23 protein-coding genes are annotated in these 24211 nt (G+C 36.0%); 1 reads left to right on the forward strand and 22 read right to left on the reverse strand.

The features are described 5' to 3' along the window. Positions 1-11: 11 nt before the first annotated feature. The 7 genes from rsxA to C7958_RS06640 all read right to left on the reverse strand — a co-directional run bounded on the left by rsxA (position 12) and on the right by C7958_RS06640 (position 6073). Positions 12-602: an electron transport complex subunit RsxA gene (rsxA, locus tag C7958_RS06610; RefSeq protein ID WP_111571886.1), complete on the reverse strand. Its 591-nt coding sequence runs from the start codon at positions 600-602 to the stop codon at positions 12-14. Continuing rightward, a complete protein-coding gene (gene rsxE / locus C7958_RS06615) occupies positions 602-1210 on the reverse strand; it encodes an electron transport complex subunit RsxE (protein ID WP_111571887.1) in 609 nt (202 codons plus the stop codon). The genes rsxA and rsxE overlap by 1 nt, the downstream gene beginning before the upstream one ends. Continuing rightward, entirely contained in the window at positions 1210-1770 is a 561-nt protein-coding gene (locus tag C7958_RS06620; RefSeq protein ID WP_111571888.1) for an RnfABCDGE type electron transport complex subunit G, read from the reverse strand. Before C7958_RS06620 ends, rsxE begins: the two co-directional genes overlap by 1 nt. Continuing rightward, entirely contained in the window at positions 1771-2679 is a 909-nt protein-coding gene (locus C7958_RS06625; protein ID WP_111571889.1) for an RnfABCDGE type electron transport complex subunit D, read from the reverse strand. It abuts the gene before it with no gap. Between the two features lie 15 nt (positions 2680-2694). Further along, on the reverse strand, positions 2695-4020 hold the full coding sequence (gene rsxC, locus C7958_RS06630) for an electron transport complex subunit RsxC (protein ID WP_111571890.1): 1326 nt from the start codon (positions 4018-4020) through the stop codon (positions 2695-2697). A gap of 138 nt (positions 4021-4158) precedes the next feature. Then, entirely contained in the window at positions 4159-4752 is a 594-nt protein-coding gene (locus tag C7958_RS06635) for an SPOR domain-containing protein (RefSeq protein ID WP_111571891.1), read from the reverse strand. Then, positions 4745-6073 carry a bifunctional folylpolyglutamate synthase/dihydrofolate synthase gene (locus C7958_RS06640; protein WP_111571892.1) on the reverse strand — a complete coding sequence of 443 codons (1329 nt, stop codon included), beginning with the start codon at positions 6071-6073 and terminating at the stop codon, positions 4745-4747. The genes C7958_RS06635 and C7958_RS06640 overlap by 8 nt, the downstream gene beginning before the upstream one ends. 128 nt (positions 6074-6201) lie before the next feature. Between C7958_RS06640 and C7958_RS06645 the strand changes: the two genes are divergently transcribed. Further along, positions 6202-6630, forward strand: coding sequence for a divergent PAP2 family protein (locus tag C7958_RS06645; protein WP_111571893.1), 429 nt, complete (start codon positions 6202-6204; stop codon positions 6628-6630). A gap of 174 nt (positions 6631-6804) precedes the next feature. Here the strand turns inward: C7958_RS06645 and tkt are convergent, their stop codons facing one another. The 15 genes from tkt to C7958_RS06720 all read right to left on the reverse strand — a co-directional run bounded on the left by tkt (position 6805) and on the right by C7958_RS06720 (position 24197). Beyond that, positions 6805-8769: a transketolase gene (gene tkt / locus C7958_RS06650; protein WP_111571894.1), complete on the reverse strand. Its 1965-nt coding sequence runs from the start codon at positions 8767-8769 to the stop codon at positions 6805-6807. Positions 8770-8915: 146 nt separating this feature from the next. Beyond that, positions 8916-9815 (reverse strand): DMT family transporter, encoded by a 900-nt coding sequence (locus C7958_RS06655; RefSeq protein ID WP_111571895.1) that lies wholly within the window; start codon positions 9813-9815, stop codon positions 8916-8918. Between the two features lie 16 nt (positions 9816-9831). Then, on the reverse strand, positions 9832-12165 hold the full coding sequence (locus C7958_RS06660; protein ID WP_111571896.1) for a glycoside hydrolase family 65 protein: 2334 nt from the start codon (positions 12163-12165) through the stop codon (positions 9832-9834). A 21-nt stretch (positions 12166-12186) separates the two neighbouring features. Further along, on the reverse strand, positions 12187-12999 hold the full coding sequence (locus C7958_RS06665) for an Asp23/Gls24 family envelope stress response protein (RefSeq protein WP_111571897.1): 813 nt from the start codon (positions 12997-12999) through the stop codon (positions 12187-12189). A gap of 135 nt (positions 13000-13134) precedes the next feature. After that, entirely contained in the window at positions 13135-14073 is a 939-nt protein-coding gene (gene arcC / locus C7958_RS06670; protein ID WP_111571898.1) for a carbamate kinase, read from the reverse strand. Positions 14074-14310: 237 nt separating this feature from the next. Further along, a complete protein-coding gene (gene fabF, locus C7958_RS06675; protein WP_111571899.1) occupies positions 14311-15549 on the reverse strand; it encodes a beta-ketoacyl-ACP synthase II in 1239 nt (412 codons plus the stop codon). Positions 15550-15601: 52 nt separating this feature from the next. Beyond that, entirely contained in the window at positions 15602-16531 is a 930-nt protein-coding gene (gene fabD, locus C7958_RS06680) for an ACP S-malonyltransferase (protein ID WP_111571900.1), read from the reverse strand. A 53-nt stretch (positions 16532-16584) separates the two neighbouring features. Then, on the reverse strand, positions 16585-17574 hold the full coding sequence (locus C7958_RS06685; RefSeq protein WP_111571901.1) for a beta-ketoacyl-ACP synthase III: 990 nt from the start codon (positions 17572-17574) through the stop codon (positions 16585-16587). A 161-nt stretch (positions 17575-17735) separates the two neighbouring features. Then, on the reverse strand, positions 17736-18341 hold the full coding sequence (locus C7958_RS06690; protein ID WP_111571902.1) for a hypothetical protein: 606 nt from the start codon (positions 18339-18341) through the stop codon (positions 17736-17738). A 164-nt stretch (positions 18342-18505) separates the two neighbouring features. Then, entirely contained in the window at positions 18506-18949 is a 444-nt protein-coding gene (locus C7958_RS06695) for an MOSC domain-containing protein (RefSeq protein WP_111571903.1), read from the reverse strand. A 17-nt stretch (positions 18950-18966) separates the two neighbouring features. Further along, the gene (locus tag C7958_RS06700) at positions 18967-19491 is read right to left on the reverse strand and encodes a MogA/MoaB family molybdenum cofactor biosynthesis protein (RefSeq protein WP_111571904.1); all 525 of its coding nucleotides are present in this window, start codon (positions 19489-19491) and stop codon (positions 18967-18969) included. Beyond that, positions 19475-19954, reverse strand: coding sequence for a cyclic pyranopterin monophosphate synthase MoaC (gene moaC, locus C7958_RS06705; protein ID WP_111571905.1), 480 nt, complete (start codon positions 19952-19954; stop codon positions 19475-19477). The genes C7958_RS06700 and moaC overlap by 17 nt, the downstream gene beginning before the upstream one ends. Before the next feature lie 6 nt (positions 19955-19960). Next, positions 19961-20920, reverse strand: coding sequence for a GTP 3',8-cyclase MoaA (moaA, locus tag C7958_RS06710; protein ID WP_111571906.1), 960 nt, complete (start codon positions 20918-20920; stop codon positions 19961-19963). Positions 20921-20934: 14 nt separating this feature from the next. Next, the gene (locus tag C7958_RS06715; protein ID WP_111571907.1) at positions 20935-22848 is read right to left on the reverse strand and encodes a molybdopterin biosynthesis protein; all 1914 of its coding nucleotides are present in this window, start codon (positions 22846-22848) and stop codon (positions 20935-20937) included. Positions 22849-22901: 53 nt separating this feature from the next. After that, positions 22902-24197: a molybdopterin-binding protein gene (locus tag C7958_RS06720; protein ID WP_243834279.1), complete on the reverse strand. Its 1296-nt coding sequence runs from the start codon at positions 24195-24197 to the stop codon at positions 22902-22904. Positions 24198-24211 lie beyond the last annotated feature (14 nt).

The following is a 24211-nucleotide window of genomic DNA, read 5'->3' on the forward strand; positions in this document are numbered from 1 at the left end:
TGCCACCTCCACTACATTGAGATGAGACCGGAAAAACCCATAAAAGCCATTGCCATAATACCTGCAATAATCAAAGTAACTGGCACTCCTTTTAATACTCCCGGTACATCGCCAAATTCTAATTTTTCTCTTAATCCTGCCATTAATACAATTGCCAGAGTAAAACCAACTCCAGCACCAAAACCAAAAACTACACTGGCTATAAAACTGTAACCATTAAGTGGAATCAATAAAGCAAGTCCCATAATAGCACAGTTAGTTGTAATTAGAGGAAGAAATATCCCCAGCGCTTTATATAAAACCGGACTTGTTTTTTTAATAAACATTTCTACAAACTGGACCAGAGATGCAATTACAATAATAAAAGATACATACTGTAAAAATGGTAAGTTTAAAGCTTCCAAAATAAAAGTATTGATCAACCAGGTTGCTGCTGCAGTCAGGGTCATAACAAAGGTTGTAGCAAGCCCCATACTAAAAGCAGTTTCTACCTGTTTTGATACTCCTAAAAATGGACAAATCCCTAAAAACCGAACCAAAATAAAGTTATTAATTAAGACAGTACTGATAAATAATAATAATATCTGTGTAAATTCTTCCATTATTTACCCTCCCTGCTGATATAATTCATAATTCCTACCAATATTCCAAGAGTAATAAATGCTCCAGCAGGCAGTACCATAATTACCATCGGACGATACCATTCTCCTAAAAGCGTAAATCCAAAAATAGAACCCATACCAAAAAATTCTCTAATTGCTCCCAGTACTACTAAAACCCAGGTAAAACCAAGACCCATCCCAACTCCATCAGCAATGGCACGGCGGGTAGGGTTTTTAGAAGCAAAAGCTTCCTGACGACCGAGAATAAGACAGTTTACAACAATCAAAGGCACAAAAATACTCAGTGATTCTGCAATTCCAGGGAAAAACGCTTTCAAAAAATAATCAACAAAAGTTACAAAAGTCGCAATAATAAGTATGTAACTCGGTATTCTCACATTTGCTGGAATTAATTTTTTTATTAAAGAAATTACAATTTCCGAAGCAATAAGGACAAAAGATGTGGCTAAACCCATAGCTAAACCATTTTCTGTTGTATTAGTTACAGCCAGGGTAGGACACATTCCAATCACAAGTCTAATTATTGGATTTTCTTGCCAGAGCCCATTTTTTAAATCAGAAATTAATTGTTTTGCTTTAACGGCCATTAACTTCCACCTCCATAGGCATTATTAATGATGCTGACGGCTTCTTCGACAATTCTGGTGGTTTTACTTGAAGAAATTGTTGCTCCTGCAATCGCCTGGACTTCCATCGTCTCCGAAGGAGGGGTTTTAACAACTGTATAATCACCAAATGGTTTGCCAGAAAAATTACTTTTATATTCTTCGTCTGTAATTCGGGCTCCCAGACCAGGAGTCTCCTGATGATTTACAATACTGATGCGAATAATTTCTTCTGAATCAAGATCGACTCCTACCATTAATTCTATCGATCCATTGTAGCCACCACCACTGTTCTGATAAGCTACTCCAACTCGATTACCCTGAACATCAAAACCTTCATAAAATACTTCACCCTCAATTTCAACTTCTTCTACCTCTTCTGATCCGGGCAGTACTTCGCTGATTGCCTGCCTTAATGTTTCGGCCTGATTTGCCTGAATATATGGTGTTGTCCACTGATAAACAAAAGTTAAAAGCAGAGCGGACACAATTCCAATAATCGAAAGAGTTAAAATTAAATTTTTAGTACTATTCTTTTCCATTTATTTCACCTCTCCTAAACTACGAGGTCTTGTATACCTGTTAATTAATGGTACAGCTGTGTTCATTAATAAAATACTGTACATCACACCTTCTGGATATCCACCCCAGAGTCTAATGACAACAACCAAAACACCTGCTCCAATCCCAAAAATCCAGCGTCCTAATTTTGTAGTAGGACTGGAAACCATATCAGTAGCCATAAATAAAGCACCCAACATTAATCCCCCAGCGAAAATATGAAATATTGGGTCTGTACCAAAGGCAAAAGCACCTAAAAATACTGTTCCAACCATTGCCAGTGGAATTCTCCAGTTGACATAACCTTTGTATAAAAGATAAGCAAATCCCAATAAAAGAGCTAAAGCTGATGTTTCTCCCAGAGAACCACCGATCTGACCTACAAAAAGATTCCAGGTATCAGTTGCAATCCCTTCCATTTTCATCTGGCTTAAAGGTGTTGCAGAAGAAACCCCATCTACAGTCCAGGTAGTCATTAAAACTGGATACGAGGCTGTTAAAAACGCTCTCCCAACTAAAGCTGGATTAAATGGATTTTGTCCAATTCCACCAAAAACCTGTTTTCCCAGACCAATAGCAACTACTGAACCAAAAAAAGCAGTCCAGAGTGGAATCGAAGGTGGAAGAGTTAATGCCAGAAGCAAGCCTGTAACTACCGCACTTCCATCCTTAATCGTAATTTTTTTCTTTCTAATTCTCTGAAATATGTATTCTGTTAAAACCGCACCAGCAACAGCTGTCAGAATCACCGAGATTGCCCTTGCCTGAAAGAAATATACTGCAGCAAAAACCGCTGGCAGTAGAGCAATGACAACTGACCACATAATTTTTTTTACTGAATCCTGTGATCTGACATGTGGTGAGGATGTTACAATTAATTCATTATTCATTATTGATTATCCTCCTTAATTCTCTTCTCTCTTTTTTGCCATAACCTGTGCCTTACCAAGACGCAGATGATGAACCAGAGGTATTTTAGCCGGACAGACAAAGGAACAGGAACCACATTCAACACAGCTTAAGACCTGCCATTCTTCCAGTTCATCTACCATATTATTTTTCGCATAATTTGCCAGTTGAGTCGGCATTAAAAACATCGGACAGGCATCAACACATCTAGCACAGTTAATACAGGGAGAAGGTTCATAATCTTCAACCTCATCCCTAACTAAAACCAGAATTCCGGATGTTCCCTTAACACCGGGAATATTGAGAGACTTCTGGGCCTTACCCATCATTGGTCCACCTGTAATTACCTTGGCCGCATTATCTTTTAAACCGCCAGCTTCTTCAACCAGGTCACCAATATTTGTACCAATCCGATAAATTAAATTTTGAGGAGAATTTATACCATGACCGGTAATGGAGATAGACCTTTCGTAGAAAGGCTTTCCATCTCTAATTGCATCTGCAACAGCAGCAGCTGTTGAAGTATTATTAACCACTACTCCTACATCAAGTGGTAAACCACCAGCAGGAACTTCTCGTCCCAGAATAGCCTCAATCAACATTTTTTCTCCACCCTGTGGATATTTTGTTTCTAGAACCTTAACTTCAATATTTTTATCATCCTCAACTGCATCCTGCATGCTCTCAATTGCTTCGGGCTTATTTTCTTCAATCCCAATAAAACCACCCGGTGCACCTGCAGCTTTCATTAAAGCTTTTAAACCAAAAACAATACTCTTTGGTCTTTCCACCATTACCCGATGGTCAACAGTTAAATAAGGCTCACACTCGGCTCCATTCAAAATTACATAATCAACACTTTTGTCCTCAGGAATAGAAACCTTAACATGAGTGGGAAACATTGCTCCCCCCATACCAACAATACCAGCCTCTCTGATAATATTTCTGATCTCAGCTGGATCAAGTTCATCCAGACTGTCATGTTTTTCTAAACCAGAATTAAGTTTATCTTCTTCTGCTGCCTCAATAACTACAGCATCGACAATATTTCCACCAGGATCTGTTACTTTTCTAATTTCCTTAACAGTTCCAGAGACTGATGCATGAATAGGTGCACAGACAAAACTATCTCCATCTGCAATCTTCTGACCCAGATCAACCTGATCACCTTTTTTTACCAGAACTTTTAAAGGTGCTCCAATATGTTGTTTTAAAGGAATAATTACTTCCTCAGGACGTTTCGCATTTTTTAAGGGTTTATCCTTTGTTAATTCTTTATTATACTCAGGATGGATACCCTGTTTAAAAGTCAAAGCTTTCACTATACAATTTCACCCCTTATACATATTTTCTAAAAATTTATAATTGAAATATTTACTGTAAATTAAATTTAGAACCCAAACCATAAATTATTATATACTAATTGTTAAACAAGAACAACAATATTTGAGATAAAGATTTTATTCACGAATGACTATGAATCCTGGATAACCCTCTGCTTCCAGATTTTGAGCGGCTGCTTCCGCTTCATCTCTACTTTCATAACCTGTAACCTGAACCTGATGGGGACTGGAATCAGTAACTACAACTTCATAACCTAAATCCTCCACATCTTCTTCAACAGAAAGTGCATTGTTATAATTAGAAAAAGCTCCAATCTGAACTCCAAAGCCACCGACTATTTCGTTTTCCTGAGAAGAAGTTTCATTTTCTCCTGCCGGCTGACCACTTTGATCCTGGTTAGAATTGGCTGTTCCTTCTGTCAGCTCCTGGGTATTCTGCTCTGGAGCAATATTTAACTCTTCTTCTGTTGGTGCAGTTAAATTATTTTCTGTATTATTAACTTCTTCGGATTCTGGAGTTTGCTCCCTGTTTTGCTGCAGTTCCTGACTTGCATTTGGGGTATTCTGTTCCTGCTCAGCAATTTCTGTAGAATTATCTTCTACCAGAAAAGAAATCAACCAGCTCCCCATTAAATAACCAATGAATAATGCTGCTATAGACATAAAAATAACTACTACAACCAAAGAAAAACCATTTTCATTTTTATTCATTTTCTCCACCTCTAATCATTTTTGACATAAATTCAATTCCTGCTTCAAAAACTGTATTGAAGGAACCAGCTGCAATTATTAAATCATCAAGCTCAGCGTTTGCTAAGGCTTTACTGCTGGCATCTGCTACACTACTAAAACTACGGTGTTCAAATTTCCCTACCTTTACTGCTTTAACAAGGTTATTAAGCGAAATTGTTCTGAAAGAATTATTTTCAGCCAGATAAAATTTAACTCGTGTTTTAAAAACAGTTAGTTCTTCTAAAATAGCATTTAAGTCTTTATCTTTTAAAACTGAAAAAACTAAGTGTAAATTTTTAAACTCATCAGATGAGTTATTAATATTTTTAGCAAGTTCTTTAAAAGCTGCTGGATTATGAGCACCATCAAGAAATATCAATGGTTTTTCTGCTATTTTCTCCATTCTACCCGGCCAGTAAATATCTGCCAGAGCAGCTCTAATATCTTTTTGTTTTAAAGGAAATTCTGCTGTCAGTTCTTCTACTGCTCTAAGGGCAAGAGCTGCATTTACAGCCTGATGTTCACCTAAAAGTGATAGTTTATATTTATTTTCTTTTTTTCCAAACTTTTTTAGACTGAGATTATTCTTCTGCAGATTCCCTTCTGCTTTAATTAACTGGTATTCCTCTTTTAAATCCATAAATTTAGAATTTTGAGCTGCAGCTTTAGCCCGGATTACTTTAAGTGCTTCTTTTTGTTCGACAGCTGTAAGCACCTTAGAATTTTGTTTGATAATTCCTGCTTTTTCGGCAGCTATTTCAGCAGCAGTGTTACCCAAAAATTTTCTATGTTCCAGACTGATATTAGTTATTATTGATAAAAGAGACTTTTTGATAACATTTGTGGCATCTAATCTGCCGCCAAGTCCGGTTTCTAAAATTACGATATCCGGTTCATGCTGTTTAAAATATTTAAATGCAATAGCTGTTACAACTTCGAAAAAACTGGGCTCTGCATAGTTTTCAGACTTTAATTTTTCAGCTGCCGCTTCCACTTCTTGAACTATTTCAGCCAGTTCGTAAGTCGAACAGGCCCGACCATTAATTTTAATTCTTTCATTAAAATGAAAATAATGAGGTGAACTGTAAAGAGCAGTTTTATAGCCGGCCTCTCTATAGATACGCTCCAGGATAGCAGCAGTCGATCCTTTGCCATTTGTACCTGCTAGATGAATTATCTTTAAATTATGATGTGGGTTGCCCAAATAATGAAGCAGTCTTTTTATTCTGGCAAGTCCCGGCTTATAACCGGCATCAGTTCCAAATAAGGATAACGAATTTATATATTTAAATGGATCCATTTTTGCCTCCAGTTCTAAATTTGCATTAGTGAGTATAAATAAGTTAAAATATATTAAGGCGCTAATATTATTATACACAAAAACTAAGAAAAGAACAAAATAATATATTTATTTATGGGGGAGATTATATGTCATTACTGGAAGTTTCAATATTCTCATTGTTTGCAGCCCAATTCTTAAAGATATTTTTTATTAGACCGATGAATTTTTATACATTTTTCACTTCCGGAGGAATGCCCAGCTCTCATTCTTCTTTTGTTTCCGCTTTAGCCATTACAGTTGGGTTGAAGTATGGATTCGGTTCTGATTTATTTGCAATTGTAACTGTTTTTTCTTTAATTGTTACTTATGATGCAAGTGGAGTTCGTCGAGCTGTAGGTCAGCAGGCCAATGTTTTAAACAATCTTATTAAACATCTGGAAGGCAAAAATTTTGCTAATGATAAGCAGTTAATTAAAGATGATTTAAAAGAATTAATTGGTCATACCCCCTTTGAAGTATTTGCCGGTGTTCTACTGGGAGCCTTAATTGCTTTAATTAACTGGTATTTTATTTAAATTATTGATACCAGACTGCAAATATCCTAATATCTCTTTAACCATAAATATTTCTATAAAAACTCAAATAAATAAAAATCCGTCCAATAGATCAACAATCTGATCTACGCTGGACGGATTTTATTATTTACTCAATCCTTAATTTATATTTATTTTAGATTGAACACATCGGTTTTATTTTAAAGCAGCTTCAATTTTTTCTACAACTTTTTCTGCTTTAAATCCTAGCTCTTCTCCAACTTCCTGACCCTTACCACTTAAACCAAAGCGGTCAAGTCCAATTACTAATCCATCTCTACCAACAATTCTATACCAGCCATCTGTTACTCCAGCTTCGATAGCAACTCTTAACTTAACCTCAGGTAGATCATGTTCAGCTGCATATTTTTCCAGTTTTCTTCTTTCTGGTACTGACATCACAGCAGCTTTGATCCCCTTTTCTGCTAATAACTTTGCACTCTCTTCAGCCAGGTTTACTTCACTTCCACTGGCAAAAATAATTGTATCAGCATTTTCAGGATCGGAAACGAAATAACCACCATTATTAAATTTATCCAGTCCCTGATATTTTTCTATATGCTCTAAGTTCTGTCTGGTTAAAATTAAAGCTGTAGGCTGATCAGTTGTTTCTAATGCCTCAACCCACGCAGCTTTTGCTTCTTCCTCATCTCCGGGTCTTAAAACCTTAAGCCCTGGAATAATTCTTAAAGCTTCAACATGTTCTACAGGCTGATGGGTAGGTCCATCTTCCCCAACAAAAATAGAATCATGAGTAAAGACATAAATAACAGGTTCTCTCATTATAGCAGCCAATCTAATTGAAGGACGCATGTAATCAGAGAATACCAGGAAGGTTGCTACAAAAGGTCTTAAACCCTGATGTAAGGATAAACCATTTGTAATAGCTCCCATTGCGTGTTCTCTGACTCCAAAACGGAAGTTGCGGCCAGAGTAATCTCCTTTTTGAACTTCTCCATATTCTCCATTATAAGTTTTAGTTGATGGAGCAAGGTCTGCTGAACCACCAACTAGATATGGTACAAGTTCAAACGCCTTAGATAAAGCAGCTCCAGCTGATTTTCTACTTGCTATCGGAGCCTCAATTTCCAGGTCCATAATTTCTTCTTTTAAATCTACCGGAAGTTTTAATTCCATTGCCTGATCCCATTCTTTTTTCAGTCCAGGATTTGCTTTAGCCCAGGCTTCAAATTCTTTTTCCCATTCCAGTCGCTGATCCTGCATCTCAGCAGCACGAGAACGGAAAAATTCTTTTACTTCATCGGAAACATAGAACTTCTCATCTACTGGTAAATTAAATTTTTCTTTTAAGCCTCTAATTTCATCTTCTCCTAGAGGTGCACCGTGAGCATCAGCTGTATCCTGCTTGTTTGGTGCTCCTAAAGCAATATGAGTTTTTGCCATAATTACTGTCGGTCTATCTTTATCAGATTTTGCCTGGTTTATAGCTTCTCTAACTTTTTCGATATTATGTCCATCTACATTTTCTATTACCTGCCAGCCAAACGCCCTAAAGCGATCAGCTACAGACTCTGTAAAAGCTAAGTTAGTATTTCCTGCAATAGAAATATTGTTATCATCATAAATTGCAATTAACTTATCGAGACCTAAATGTCCTGCCAGTGATGCGGCTTCTGATGTTACACCTTCCATCATACAGCCATCACCCATGATTGTATAAGTATAATGATCTACAATCTTGTGTTCTTCAGTATTATATTTTTCTGCTAACATTTTTTCTGCCAGTGCCATACCAATAGCATTTCCAAAGCCCTGTCCCAAAGGTCCTGTTGTGGTTTCTACTCCATCGGTATCTCCCTTTTCTGGATGGCCTGGTGTATTAGAATGAAGCTGTCTAAACTCCTTAAGATCATCCATAGAAATGTCATATCCTTTTAAATGCAAAAATGAGTATAAAAATGCTGAACCATGTCCTGCTGACAGTACAAAGCGATCTCTATTAGGCCAGTCTGATTTTGATGCATCTAAATTCATTACCTCTCCAAATAATAATGCTCCAATATCAGCACAGCCAATTGGCATTCCTGGATGTCCAGAATTTGCCTTTTCTACAATGTCTGCAGCTAAACCTCTTACTGTATTCGCAACTTCTTTTAGCAAAATTTATCCCTCCCAGAATTAAATAAAGTTTTCTCAATTATTATTTTATATGTTAAATGGACAAATGTCCAGTCAGACAACTAAATAATTTTTATTAAACTTCTATAATTTACTGACAGCTAAAGAGAGTTAATTTAAAGCTTAAATTAACTCTCAGAGCTGTTTAGCCTGCTCTGCTTTCGTTTTTGATGGTTATTGTAAACTGAAGCCAGATAAATACCTCCCAGAATAAAAGTCCCTCCCAAGATTGTTGTCAGTCGAACAGCCTCATTTAACAGCAGCCAGGCCAAAAATGTAGTTATAATTGGTTCTCCCAGAATTGAAAGTGACACAATTGAAGTTGATAAATAGCGTACTGCAAAATTAAGGATTGAATGTCCAATTAAGGTTGGCCCAATTGCAAGACCTAAAAAGATTAGATAGTTATTAAGACCATAACCGCTAAAGGATAGATCAAAGAAATAGACTCCTATTCCTAAAAATAAGGCTGCATAACTGTATAATATATAAAGATAAGGAAAATAATCTAACTTTTTACGGACTCCTCTACCTATAAAAAGATAGGAAGAGGCAAATAAAGCCGCCGAAAGGGCCAGAAAATTGCCGAAAAGTTTATCTCCCAACTGGTAAAAATCTCCAATGCTGATAATTGAGCTTCCAATTAAAGCCATGATGATTCCGATAACTGCCCCTTCTTTTAAATCTTCTCTGGCAAATAAATATTCTAAAATAATTGTAAATAGCGGCTGCATTGCTACAAAAATAACTGAATTAGAAATATCGGTATACTGAATTGAACTAATCCATAATATAAAATGAACTGCCAAGAGAAAACCGACCACTATTGGTCGGTAATCTAAGAAATAACGAAGCTTGCTTCCATGTTTAAAAAAGAAATAGGGGCTTAGAAGCAGCACTGTGAAAAACATTCTATAAAAGGCAGTTATCAGCGGTGGTGCAGTAGCTATTTTAATCAGTATTCCAGAAAGCGATAAAAAGAAAATTCCTACCGCAAGCAGTATATATATTTTTTTCTTATAATCCATTTATCACACCTGCTTTTTAAATTTCAAGTTCTTGACTTAAGTTACTTTCTTCTAAAACAACTAGTTGATCATAATGTTTGAATTCTACCTTATCACCTGAGATCAACATATATTTTACCTTATTTTCCTTTACAGTTACCTCAATCTGACTTGCTTTAAAACGCAATCTAAATTGATATTCATCCCAGCCATCAGGTAAATCAGGATGAAAATACAACTTATTGTTAAACATTCTCATTCCAGCAAATCCCTGGACTAATGCCAGCCAGGTACCACCCATACAGGCAGTATGAACACCCTGATAAACATTTTCATTAAAGTCATCTAAATCAAGTCTTGCTGTCTGCATAAAATAGTTATATGCCTGATTTTTATAACCGATCTCTGAAGCAAGAATACTGTAAATAGCAGGAGACAAGGATGAATCATGAGTAGTTTTAGGTTCATAATAGTCATAATTCCTAATTTTTAGATCTCTATCAAACTGATATCCTAACTGCAGCATTAATAATAAAACATCTGCCTGTTTTATGACCTGATAACGCCAGATTATAAGTGGATGCCAGTTTTTAACTAGCGGTAGATCTGAATCAGGAATATTATCTACTTCTATCGGATTTTTATAAAGGAATGAATCATCCTGAGGAGTGATTTCTAATCTCTCATCATATGGCAAATAAATATCTTCTGAAATCTCACGCATTCTATTAATTTCATTATCGGTTAACCCTATTCTTTCAGCCACTCTCTTATATTTTTCTGGGGATTTATCTTTAATAATCTCTGCCATCTTAATAGCAATATCTAAATTAAATTTCGCCATATAATTTGTATAAGCATTATTATTTACTCCAGGTTTGTATTCATCAGGACCACAAACCTCATTAAAACAGAATTTATTATCATGCATCGGAATATAACTTCCCAAACTGAGCCACATTCTGGCAGTCTCAATTAATATCTCCAGACCATAATTTTCCATAAATTCCTGATCTCTGCTAACCTGGTAATACAAATTAACGGCATAGGCAATGTCAGCATTAATATGATACTGCACAGTCGAACCCATAAAAAAGCCAGAAGCTTCTGCTCCATTTATTGTCCGCCAGGGATATAATGCTCCTTCAAGTCTCATCCGGGCAGCATTTTTCTTTGCCTTATCCAGCGTATTATAACGATACAGCAGTAAATTTCTCGCTACTTCAGGTCGTTGAAAAGCAAAAAACGGAAGAATATAACTCTCTGTATCCCAGAAATAGTGACCTTCATAATGTTCTCCACTAATTCCTTTAGCTGCAACACTTGTCTGCCCGTCTTTTCCAGCTGCCTGCAGAATATGAAAAGCATTAAACCTAAATGCCTGCTGTAGAGCCTCAGCTCCTTCAATCTTTACATCAACATCCTGCCAGTAACCAGACATGAACTCTGCCTGTTCTTCTACTAAATTTTCAAAACCAGTAATCGAAGCTCTGGCTACTGAAGCACGGGCAGCACTCAGAGGATTTTCTGCTTCTTCCTTGCAGTGGTTTATACCAACAATTTTATCAATTGTATATTCTTCACCTTCTACAGCACTAATCTCAAAAATCCAGTCAATTCGATTATCGGAAGATCTTTTTTTGATTTCACAATTTTGTTTTGCATAATCATCCAATAGATGTTCGACTACATAAGCAACTTTAAATCCTGTTGTCTTCACCTTATGTAAAAGATAACCAGTGTTGGTATTTATTTCGCTTTCAATAACCTCTAAAGCCTTTTTGTTTCTCAAATGATGGTGATTACTTACATCACCATTAACAGCCGAATTCACACTAATTTTACCGGAAAAATTAATTGCCTTAAACTGATACCTTATTGCCCCAATATGTTCGCGACTTAATGAAATCAATCGATTAATTTTAATTTCGATTTTTCTTCCCTGACGATCTTCCCAGATCATTTCTCTGCGCAGTATGCCCTGCTCCATATCAAGCTCTCTTTTATAATCAAGAATCTGTCCTTTTAATAAATTCAATTTTTCTTCGTTGATATATAAATTTATTTCACTCCAGTCAGCAAGATTAACAATTGTCTGACCTTTTTTGGGAGAATTAGGAGCTTCTTCACCATATATTATTTCCTCTGAAGCATAAACTCCATTAATATAAAAACCAGGAGTAGTGGTCTCTTCACTACCCGGATAATCTTCTTCAAAAGTACCTCTCAATCCCATATACCCATTTCCCAGAGTAAAAATTGCTTCATTATGATGGTTAGTTTCAATTAAAAATTCCTGTTCTGTAATCTTCCATGGCTGATAAGGATATAATGCTTCCTTATCAAGCTTTTTTGCATGATATTTTCTCACAAAAATACCTCCTTAATTTCATCACTCTTTAACATTTAAAGAATAAATTTCAATATTAATTTCTTTAACATTGATACCTGTATTATTTTCTAAATGTTCTTTTAATATTTTTTTGAATTTATTAATATATTTCGGTATTTCCAGTCCATAATTTACTTCCAGGGCAAGATTTAAAAATAATTGATTGCTAATTTCATCTACTTTTACCTTTTTGTAACCGGTAATCTCATCAAATTGAGCAATTAAATATCTAATTAAATCAACCAGAACTTTATTACTGATGCTCAAATTTCCAAAAAAACTAAATCTGGGTCTGACAATACTTTTTTCATGTCTAACAGTTTTATTGTCCTTTTTAAAAAAAAGATCTAGAGAATGCAGCAAATAGCCGGAAAAATCTTTTTCAACTTCAATAGTAGGTACTGGAATTACATGTTTACCTTCATTATTTCTTACCGAGAGCGCTTTTTCTATTTCTTCGGAAGATGAAATATCTTTAATATTAATATATTCATCAATTCCTCCCAGTTCCAACCTGTCATCAATTCTTTCTACCATTCCCAGTGAAGTACCTAAAATCAATATTTTATCTTCATCAATTTTTTTTAAAGATTCTCTAACTTCTGTAGTCTGTTTTTCATCGAAAAATAGGGCTCTTCTGATGGCCCCCATCTTACTTTCTTCCCTTTTAGCAGAACTTCCCGCCATAATTTTACCAGCATATATTAAAAGTCCATCATCAACTATTAATGGAATCTGATACTTATTTGCCAGTAAAACCGCTCGATGACTTTTTCCTGTTCCACTGGGTCCAACAAGAGCATATACTTTCATAATTAAAAAAATACCTTCTTTCCTTAAAAAATATAATCGACTTCAGGTTGATTATATATTTTTTTAGAGATAATTTCAATTTATTATAAAAATAATTAGTTTAAAAAATACTCAAATTAGATCCCCACTAATAATTTAACTATTATTTCCCCTGATTATTGTTCCTGCTTCCCCTCTGACAGCAGCTCTTACCTTATCCAGTGAGGTAATAACAGCTTTTCTGCCTCCTTCTCTGACAAATTTAACTGCAGATTCTACCTTTGGAGCCATACTTCCTTTTCCAAATTGTCCTTCTGCCAGATGTTTTTCTATTTCAGAAATGCTGACTTCTTTTAAAGCTTTTTCTTCAGCTGTTCCATAATTAATCATTACATTATCCACATCTGTTAATATCAAAAAGAAATCTGAATTAGTATTTTGTGCTAAAATACAGCCGGCCCTATCTTTATCAATTACCGCTTCTATCCCTTTAAATCCAGCTTCTGTTTCAACAACAGGAATTCCGCCTCCTCCTGCTGCAATGACCAGTCTTTTTTTCTCTATTAAATCATTAATTAATTCTTTTTCCATAATTTTAAGCGGCTCTGGTGAGGGAACCACTCTTCTCCAACCCCGGCCGCTATCTTCAACCCATTTTTCTCCTTTTTCGCTTTCCTGTTTTAAGGCATGTTCCTGATCAAAAAAAGGCCCAACCGGTTTTGAAGGCTGCTTAAAAGCAGAATCATCTTCGTCAACCAGCACCTGAGTTACTACTGAAGTACTATGAATATTTATATTTTTATCTCTAAAAACATTTAAAAGACTGTTTTGAATCATATAGCCAATAAAGCCCTGAGTCTGGGCTCCACAAAAATCCAGTGGTAGAGCCGGAATTTCCTGAGAAGAAGCCTGCTGTAATAATATATTGCCAACCTGAGGACCATTACCGTGAGTAATAACAATCTCATGTCCTGCAGCTGCTAACTCCCCGATCTGCTGACAGCTTTGATATACATTAGCTAATTGTTCGCTTGCTCTCCCTTTCTGTCCCGGTTTTAAAATTGCATTTCCGCCTAAAGCGATTGTAAGTCTCATCCTATAACCTCCAGATAAATATTAATTTACACTTAATAAATTAAATAATATTTAATTATATACCAATAATATAATATCTTTCTGAAAATTACAATATGTTTTTAGAGATTTATGCATGCATACATAAATAAGACCTGCTTATTAAAATAACAAGCAGGTTTAATAATTAATATATTGTGAATTAATTTACGTATACCTGGTACAAAAAAGCTGTTTTGTACCAGGTACCTATATATATTACTGAAATTTTTTAACAATAATACAGGCATTCTGTCCACCAAAACCAAAGGAGTTACTTAAAGCAGCATTTAATTTAGTCTCTCCTGCCTTATTTGGCTGATAATCAAGGTCACAGCCTTCTCCACCTTCTTCGAAGTTAATAGTTGGAGGTACAATATCTTCTTTAACTGCCATCGCAGAAATAATAGTCTCAATCCCACCAGCAGCTCCTAATAAATGTCCGGTCATGGATTTTGAAGAAGATACTTTAAGATTATAAGCATGATCCCCAAATAGCTTTTTAATTGCTGTTGACTCATACTTGTCATTTAGAGGTGTAGATGTACCATGAGCATTAATATAATTTATCTCTTCTGGCTTCATCCCTGCTCTATCAATAGCAGCTTTCATTGCTCTAACTGCACCTTCTCCTTCTGGTGCTGGAGAAGTAATATGATAGGCATCACCGGAGGCACCATAACCAACGATTTCTGCAATAATATTAGCTCCACGTTTTTTAGCACTTTCTAGAGTTTCTAAAATTACGATTCCCGCACCTTCTCCAATTACAAAACCATCACGGTCCTTGTCAAAAGGACGACTTGCCTTTTGTGGTTCATCGTTTCTGGTGGATAATGCTTTCATATTACCAAAACCTGCAACAGCAGATGGAGTAATCGAAGCTTCTGTACCACCAGCAATCATAATATCAGCAGCACCTCTTGTAATAGTTTCAAAAGCCTCACCAATAGCTGTTGTAGCAGATGCACAGGCGGTTACTGTATTCATATTTGGTCCCTTTGCACCAGAATAAATTGCAACATTACCTGCTGCCATATTCGAAATCATCATCGGGATAAAGAAAGGACTTACTCTTCTTGGCCCTCTGCTGTTAAGTTTTTCTACCTGTTCTTCAAAAACTTCAATTCCTCCAATACCGGAACCAACAATAACACCAGTCCGATCAGCAATCTCATCAGTTATTTCCAGATCTGCGTTTTCTATGGCTTTCATTGCAGAAACAATAGCATACTGACTGTAAAGAGCTAAACGCTTTGCCTCTTTACGGTCTATGTATTCTCCTGGATCAAAATCCTTAAGCTCCGCCCCAATCTGACTTGGAAAATCGGAAGCATCAAAATTTTCTATTTTTGAAACACCTGATTTACCAGATTTAATATTTTCCCAGAATTCATTTAACTCTGCCCCTAAAGAATGTACAACACCAGCACCTGTGATTACAACTCTTTTACTCATTTAATTAATCTCCTCCTAAAACAGTCTAATTAATCCAAGTCTTAATTTATTTCTAGTTCAATTTTTTTAAAGTCTTTTTTAAACTTTTTTCATCTTCAACATTATAGGCATTAAGTGAGCGATCGATTCTTCTCATTAAGCCTTTTAACACTCTTCCTGGACCCACTTCAACATAATCTTCGTAATCATCCTCTTTAAAACGCTCAATTGTTTCTACCCAGCGCACACTATTATCCAGCTGTTTTATTAAAGCAGATTTTATTTCACTACTGCTATTTACGTAATCAGCCGTGGCATTTGCAATTAAAGGAATCTGAGCATCTTTAAAGTCTACTGCTTCAATTGTATTTTTTAATTCCTCTTTAGCTGGCTCCATTAAAGGAGAATGGAAAGCTCCACTAACTGAAAGAGGAATAACTCTTTTAGCACCTTTTTCTGCCAGTTCTTTTTCGGCTGCTCCTACAGCTTCAACCTCTCCAGAGATAACTACCTGACCGGGAGAATTATAATTTGCAACTGTTACAATACCATCAACTTCTTCTAAAACTGCTTCTACTTCTTCGTCAGCAAGTCCAATAACTGCTGCCATGGTGCCTTTACCTTCCGGGTCCGCCTGATCCATCAGCTCACCACGGCGGCGAACTAATTTTAAACCATCCGCAAAAGAAAGCACACCAGCTGCATACAGGGCAGAATATTCTCCCAGACTGTGGCCGGCTGCGGCTGCAGGCTGAATATCATTTTCAGCAAGAACAGCTTTAACCATTGCACTCACTGTATAGATTGCAGGCTGTGTATTTTTAGTATTATTTAAATCTGCTTCCGGACCATTAAAAATCAGATCTTTTAAATCAAAGTCCAGTATTTGATTAGCTTCATCTAAAACATTTTTAGCTGCTTCATAATTTTCGTACAGCTCTTTTCCCATACCAACATACTGTGAACCCTGTCCTGAGAACATAAAAACTAAATTATCACTCATTGTAAAGCCTCCAGTTTAATATTTTTTCATTTATTTTTCCAATATATTTTAATTTATTTTAGGTCATTCCACTCTAAGACTGCAGATGCCCAGGTTAGTCCGGCACCAAAAGCCACTAAAACAACCTTATCACCATTTTTGACCAGACCTTTTTCTTTAGCCTCTGTCAGTGCAATTGGCACCGAAGCCGCTGATGTATTTCCATATTCAGGTAGATTAACATATACCTGATCATCAGAGAGTTTTAATCTTTTAGCTGCTGCCCCAATAATCCGGGTATTTGCCTGATGTGGAACCAGTAAGTCAACTTCTTCTTTTTTTACTCCAGCTTTTTTGAGCACTTTTAGTGATGCCTTACCCATTGTTTTGACGGCAAACTTAAAAACCGGAGTTCCTTCCATATATAAAAAATGACCGGCTTGATCAATTGTCTCATGAGAAGCTGGCTGTTTTGAACCTCCAGCTGGCTGATATAAAGCATTTGCCCCTGAACCATCAGAGCCTAAATCAGTAGCAAGAAATCCACCTTTGTCTGCAGCAGATAAAATTGCTGCTCCTGCACCATCTCCAAATAAGACACAGGTTCCTCTGTCTTCCCAGTTTAAAATTTTGGAAAGAACTTCAGTACCAATGACCATTACATTATCATACATTCCTGATTCAATAAAATTGGCAGCTACACTAACTCCGTATACAAAACCGGAACAACCTGCTTCTAAATCAAAAGCACCAGCATTGTTAGCTCCAATTTTATCCTGAATAAGACAGGCAGTAGCTGGAAACATCATATCTGGAGTAATTGTAGCTACAATAATTAAATCTAAATCATCAGCCTCTAGTTCGGCATCTTTTAGAGCTTCTTTTGCAGCTTCAACTCCTAAATCAGATGCTGCCTGATCATCAGCAGCAATTCTCCTTTTTTCTATTCCTGTTCTAGTTTTTATCCATTCATCAGAAGTATCTACTATTTTTTCTAAATCATGATTTGTCATTACTTTATCCGGGAGATATTTACCCAGACCTGTTATAGTTGCTCTACGCAAAATATTCACCTTCCTTAGTTGGTCTATATAAATTTATATCACTTTTTCGACTCTTAGTCAAGTTTAGCAAAAAAAAGGTACCGGGTACTTGGTAAATTTTAGTATTTTTTATTTTTGAACATTCCAGAATTTACCAAGTACCCGGTACTAAAAACTAAAAGTTAAAATAAACCAAGCTGACATTTAACTATTTTTACATCCTGTTCTTTTACAATCTTACCAATCTGACCCACCGACATTTTAAGTAGATCTGCTAAAAGAAAAGCCTGGTTACAGGTCATTTTTTCTGGTTGAATTATAAATGGTAAATCGTTTAGTTTACCAGCTGAAAGAAGAGTGTTGGTATTTATTTTTATATTAGCTCTATTTTTTACCATTTTTGCGGAATCTTTCTCCGGTTCGTCATTATTTTCTAAATAAAAAAGTAGGTCTGGATTTAAAAAATTAATAATTGTATTTCCTTCAATAAAAAGTCTTTCTATATCATCATCCAATAAATTCCGGGCCAACTGATAAGCACTTGGCAGTTCTGCAGCAGGACTTTCTAAAAGTATTACTTTATCTGCACCATGCTCAACAACCCTTGCTGTGTCAGTGCCTGCCTGATTAATCACCTTAGGATCGTTAATCACCTTATATTGATCAAGCTCATTATCGATCGATGTTTTAATGACTGCAGTTCTGGGACCGCTGTCTTCCAACATTAAGGAAATTAAAGTCGTCTTACCTGCTTTACTGGCAGAAGCACTGACTCCTATCATTTCCATTATTATTCCTCCTTAAAACGCGATTTATTACTAAAATAAATATTGTGCTATTTTTCACCAATTAATGCTGCATATTTAAATAGTAAAGGAAATCTTGAAAAAAATCAAATTACAGGCCTTAAAAAAGTAAAATCATTTGTATTTCTAAATCTAAGTTTTAAAATTTATCCTTTTAAAATTTCTATTTTATCTCCTGCCTTAATCATGCCACCTTTAATTACTCTTGCAAAAACTCCTTCTCGGGGCATTACACAATCCCCTATAGTCTGTCTGATTTCACAACCATGATGACATTCCTTACCAATTTGAGTAATCTCCAGCAGAATTTCTCCATTAATTCTTAATTTTTGACCTACGGGCAGCTTAAATAAATTTTCTATTCCTACTGTCGTTATATTTTCTGCAAAATCGCCAAAATTTAATTGATAACCCTGCCCCTGCATTTTATTAATACTGCTCTCATCCAGGAGGCTGAGCTGTCTGTGCCATTTTCCGGCATGAGCATCACCTTTAAGCCCAAAATCTTCAATCAACTCACCTTTTTCTATCACCTTTTTAGTTGTTCCTTTTTCTTCACTTAGACAAACTGCTTTAACTTTTGCTTCCATTTGCCCCACCTCTTAAATTAATTTTTATGTTTATTTTGATGTTCGGTAATTTCTCCCTTTAAAATTTTAACTCCATGAGGTATAATATCGATCACTGCCTGTAAACATTCTCTGACCGCTTTTGGACTGCCTGGGAAATTAATGATTAAAGACTTGCCTCTAATCCCGGCTCTGGCACGCGATAAAGCTGCCTGAGGAGTAATAGAAATTGTATCAGCTCTAATTTTTTCTGGAATTCCAGGCACCTCTTTTTCTAAAATCTCTAATGTAGCCTCAGGAGTAATATCTCTTTCAGCAAAACCTGTACCACCTGTGGTTAAAATTAAATCAGCCATTTTTTGGTCAGCTATTTTAATTAAAGCTTCTTTAATCTCTTCTTTTTCATCAGCAATTATTTCTTCATAAACTATTTCGGCACCTATATTTTCCATCATCTCTTTAAGTACAGGGCCACTTAAATCTTTTCTGGCTCCCCGGGAACCCTTATCACTGATTGTTAAAACCGCAGTTTTTATTTTAAAGTTTTTATTCTTCTCGCTCATAAATCCCACTCTTTCCTCCAGCTTTATAGATTAATTTTATTTTTCCGATCTCCATTGATTTATCAACTGCTTTTGCCATGTCATAAATTGTTAATGCCGCCAGGTTAACAGCTGTCAGTGCCTCCATTTCAACACCGGTTTGACCGCTGTTTTTAACCTCTGCTTCAATTTTTATTTTATCTTCAAAATCAAGTTTAAAATCAACCTTGATACTGCTTAAAAGCAAGGGATGGCACATTGGAATTAAATCTGAAGTTTTTTTAGCACCAGTTATCCCGGCAATTCTTGCTGTTTCGATTACAGCCCCTTTTTTAATATTTCCCTCTTTAATCATCATTAATGTTTCCGGCTCCATTTTAATCTCACCCACTGCCCGGGCAGTACGCTGAGTAACTTCTTTTTCCGAAACATCTACCATCTTTACTTTACCATCCTGATCTAGATGAGAAAATTCTTTTTCCATATCTATTTAGCCTCCAATCTGAGACATATTTCTGCTGTAATTTTGATTTTCAAAATTAAGATTATGACAGACAGGTTTGAGTTTAAGCGCTTTTTTATAAGCAGTTTTAATATCTTTTTTGCTCATCCCTGTAATTTTTATTTCCTGATTAGCTGCCAGACAGGGTTTAAATTTACCATCTGCAGTCAGGCGCAGACGATTACAGCTGCTGCAAAAATGTTCGCTCATAGCTGAAATAAAACCAATAGTTCCCTCTGCTCCCTGCAGTTTAAAATAATTAGCAGGACCGTTCCCAATACTGACAGCTGGCAGCAGATCAAATCTTGCCCGAATTAAATGTTTAATTTCACTGCTGCTGATAAATTTTTCCGCCTCAGCTTCTCCACCAAGAGGCATATATTCTATAAATCTGACGCTTAGCTTTTTACGCCTGCTTAATTCAACAAAATCAAATAATTCATCATCATTGATTCCCTTCATAATCACAACATTCAGTTTAACAGGATCCAGCCCGACATTTAGTGCAGCACTGATTCCTTTTAGAACTTCAGTCAAGTTGTCCCTGCGGCTAATTTCCTTGAATTTTTCAGGATCAAGAGTATCCAGACTAATATTAATACGCTGCAGTCCGGCTTCTTTTAATTTTTTAGCCTTTCCGGCAAGCAAAACGGCATTTGAAGTCATCGAGATATCCTCTAATTCAAGCTTTTTTAGATGTGAAATAAAATCTTCTACCCCCAGTCTGACTAAAGGCTCACCACCTGTGATTCTGACCTTTTTAATACCCATTTCCATACCAGTTTCAACTATTTTCAAAATTTCTTCATAACTTAAAATCTCCTGATGATTTTTGCTTTCTACCCCTTCTGCCGGCATACAGTAGCGGCAGCGGAGGTTGCAGCGGTCAGTTATTGAAATTCTAAGATAATCTATTTCTCTGCCCAGCTGATCATTTAAGTTCTGCATTTTGTGGCCTCCATTTATAAATCAAGGATTCTAATTTTACCAGTATCTCGGCACTTATAACCACCCAATTTTTCAATTTTATTTTTTATATCTTCTTTATTTATTAGCTCAATTAAATTTTGAATCCGGGAATCTTCTAAGATATCTTCTTTAAAAATCAGATCATATTTTTCTTCTGCCAGCGGTAAAAAATCAACATCCATTACCTCTGTAGCAGCTCTAATTCCTAAAGCAGCATCTGCTGAACCCCTGCCAACAGCAGCAGCGGCAGCTATATGGGTAAATTCTTCTTTTTCATAGCCTGTTATCTGTTCTGACTCTATATTATTTTGAGACAGTAAATAGTCAAATAAAACACGAGTCCCAGCTCCGCGCTGTCTGTTAATATAATTGATTTCTTTTTTGGCCAAATCATTTATTTTTTTTATGTTTTTAGGATTCCCTTTTTTGAGATATAAACCCTGTTCTCGATGGACTAAATTGAGCACTACTAATTTCTGCCCCTTAAAAAATCTTTTTAAATATGAAATATTGTATTCACCGGTTTCTGGATCAAGCAGATGTGCTCCTGCCAGATGAGATTCTCCCCGCCTGAGAGATGTTAAACCTGCCATCGAACCAACTGTCTGTAGTTTTAAATCAAAATCATAATTTCTTTTAGAAATTTCATTTCTAATCAAATCCAGACTCAGATCATGACTGCCAATTAAAAGTAAATTATTTTGCAGCTTATTTTTATCATTTAAAAGAATTACCGGCGCTTTATCTCCAGGATGAAGTCCTTCTTTATTATCTGGGATTCGCATAATTCCATCAGCCTTAACCATTGATTCCATTGCCGAAGAACCTCTTTTTAATGGTACCGCAGTATATTGATTGTCAGCATCGGCAATTAAATTAACCCGCAAAAATTCTTCTAAACCAATATCCGAAGGTACTTTTCTTTTTACCACTGCCTCAATCTGATTAAATTCTGGGGCTGACACTCCCTGCAGTTGATAAATTAATTCTCGAATAAATAATTGGTTATCAAGCCAGGCAGAAAGCGGATAACCCGGTAATCCAAAGACAGGTTTTTTCTCTACTTCAGCTGCAATAAGAGGCTTGCCGGGCATAATGTTTACCCCATGAAATAAAATCTTTCCCCTGTTTTTGATTATTTCTATTGTATAATCTCCTCTTCCAGCTGAGGAACCCGAAAGAACAATAACCATCTCACTTTCTTTTACTGCTTCTGTAAATGCTTTTGTTATTAACTCTTTTTTGTCAGGAATAATCCCTGTTATTTTAACTTCTGCCCCCCATTTTTTGAGAGCGGAACTTACCATCTGAGAATTAAATTCTACTAACTCTCCTTTTTGAGGAGTGCTTTCTGCCGTAATTAATTCATCCCCTGTGGGAATAATAGTAACCAGTGGTTTCTTATAAACCTCAACTTCTGTTACTCCTGCCTCCAGCAGTGCTCCCAGATCATAATCTTTCAGCCTATGAGTTGCAGTAGCCAGAAGATTTCCTTTAACTGCACTTTCTCCAATAGAACGAATATGATTCCAGGGAGGGACCCCTTTTTCTATAGAATATGTATTTTTATCAATCTGATTTACCGCTTCAATTTTAATGACAGCATTAAACTGCTCGGGAATCGGATCACCTGTATCTACAGGTACTGCCTCCCTACCAATTTTTAATTGAACTGGTTTTCTCTCACTGGCTCCTGCAGTCAGCTGAGACTTTACTGCAATTCCATCCATTGCTGAAGCATAATAATCTGGAGCTGAGCGTTGGGCTTTAATTCCACTAACAGTAATTCTCCCCTCTGCTTCAGAAGTTTTAATCTTTTCAGTTTCAGTTCTTAAGTTTTTAAAGCTTTCTTTTAATTTATTTAAAGCAGCAGTCAGTGATATTTTATCTAAGTATTTTTTAACCATAGTTTGATTCCTTTCCTTAAACATTTACTGTATTCTGATACTTTGTTAAAAATCTACTCTATTAGGGTCAATTCAACTATTTCGCCTTTTTCTTTACCTTCCTGATTTCTGGGAATTCTAAGTACTGCATCTCCATAGGCTAAATTTGTAATTAAACTTGACTTACCCAGAAGCGGCTCAGCCATTAATTTATCATTTTTTTTACAAATTTTAACTGGAATATATTCTTCTCTACCTTTATCCGAGATTAGGCTTCTTGTTAACTCGGCTTTGATTAAATATTTATTATTTGAAGTTCCAATTGCAGCTGCTTTTTTTTCTCCATTTAAGACTCTTACAATCTCAGCAACTAAAACATTATTAACTGTCCAGGCAGATGCGGGATGGCCGGGAAGACCCATAACTATTGTTCCCTCTATTATTGCTAAAATTGTCGGCTTACCCGGCTTAATTGCCAGTCCATGTAACAGTACTCCTGGTTCACCTAAGGAATTAAGCAGATCAATTGTCATATCTTTAATTCCAACTGAACTTCCCCCTGAAATTAATATCAGATCCTGATCGAGTTCATTTTTTACAGCTGCTTTTAAACTTTCAAATTTATCTTCTATAATCCCCACTTTTTTTGCCTGAGCTCCTATTTTATTTAAATAAGAAGTTATAGAATAACTGTTAATATCTCTGATTTCTCCTGGTTTAGCTTCTGCCCCGGCCGGAATTAGTTCATCACCAGTGGAAATAACTGAAACCTTGGCCCTCACAGCCCCTTTAAACTCTGTGATACCAAGGCCAGCTAAAGCTCCAATATCTCGGGCCATAATTTTATGTCCTTTTTTAAATAATAGTTCTCCTGCAGCTATATCCTCTGCTTTCTGGACCAGATTTTCTCCTGCCGCCAGTGATTTAAAGCTCTCAATTGTATTATCCTCAATTTTCTCCGTATCTTCAATCATTAAAACAGAATCAGCTCCTGCTGGAAGCATTCCTCCGGTCGGAATCGCTGCTGCCTGACCGCTTTTAAGTTCAAGCTCAGTACTCTCTCCCATTTCCACACTCCCTATTATCTCAAAATATGTGGGCATAGAAGCAGAAGCTCCTGCTGTATCTGATGCTTTAACTGCATAGCCGTCAACTGTAGAACGGCTAAATGGCGGTAAATCAACTGGAGAATAAAGATCTTCTGCTAAAATTCGACCTAAAGCATTATCCAGATTTAATTTTTCTGTAGTTAATATTTTATCATCTAAAAAAAATTTAATTTCCTGCCAGAATTTTTCTGGTGGATTTAATTCTAAAAACTCTCTCATATTATATTCTTCATCCCTTCCAACTAATATAAAAATATTCAAAAAATTTATCTTCT

The organism is Halanaerobium saccharolyticum (assembly GCF_003259895.1).
Lineage (GTDB): Bacteria > Bacillota > Halanaerobiia > Halanaerobiales > Halanaerobiaceae > Halanaerobium > Halanaerobium saccharolyticum_A.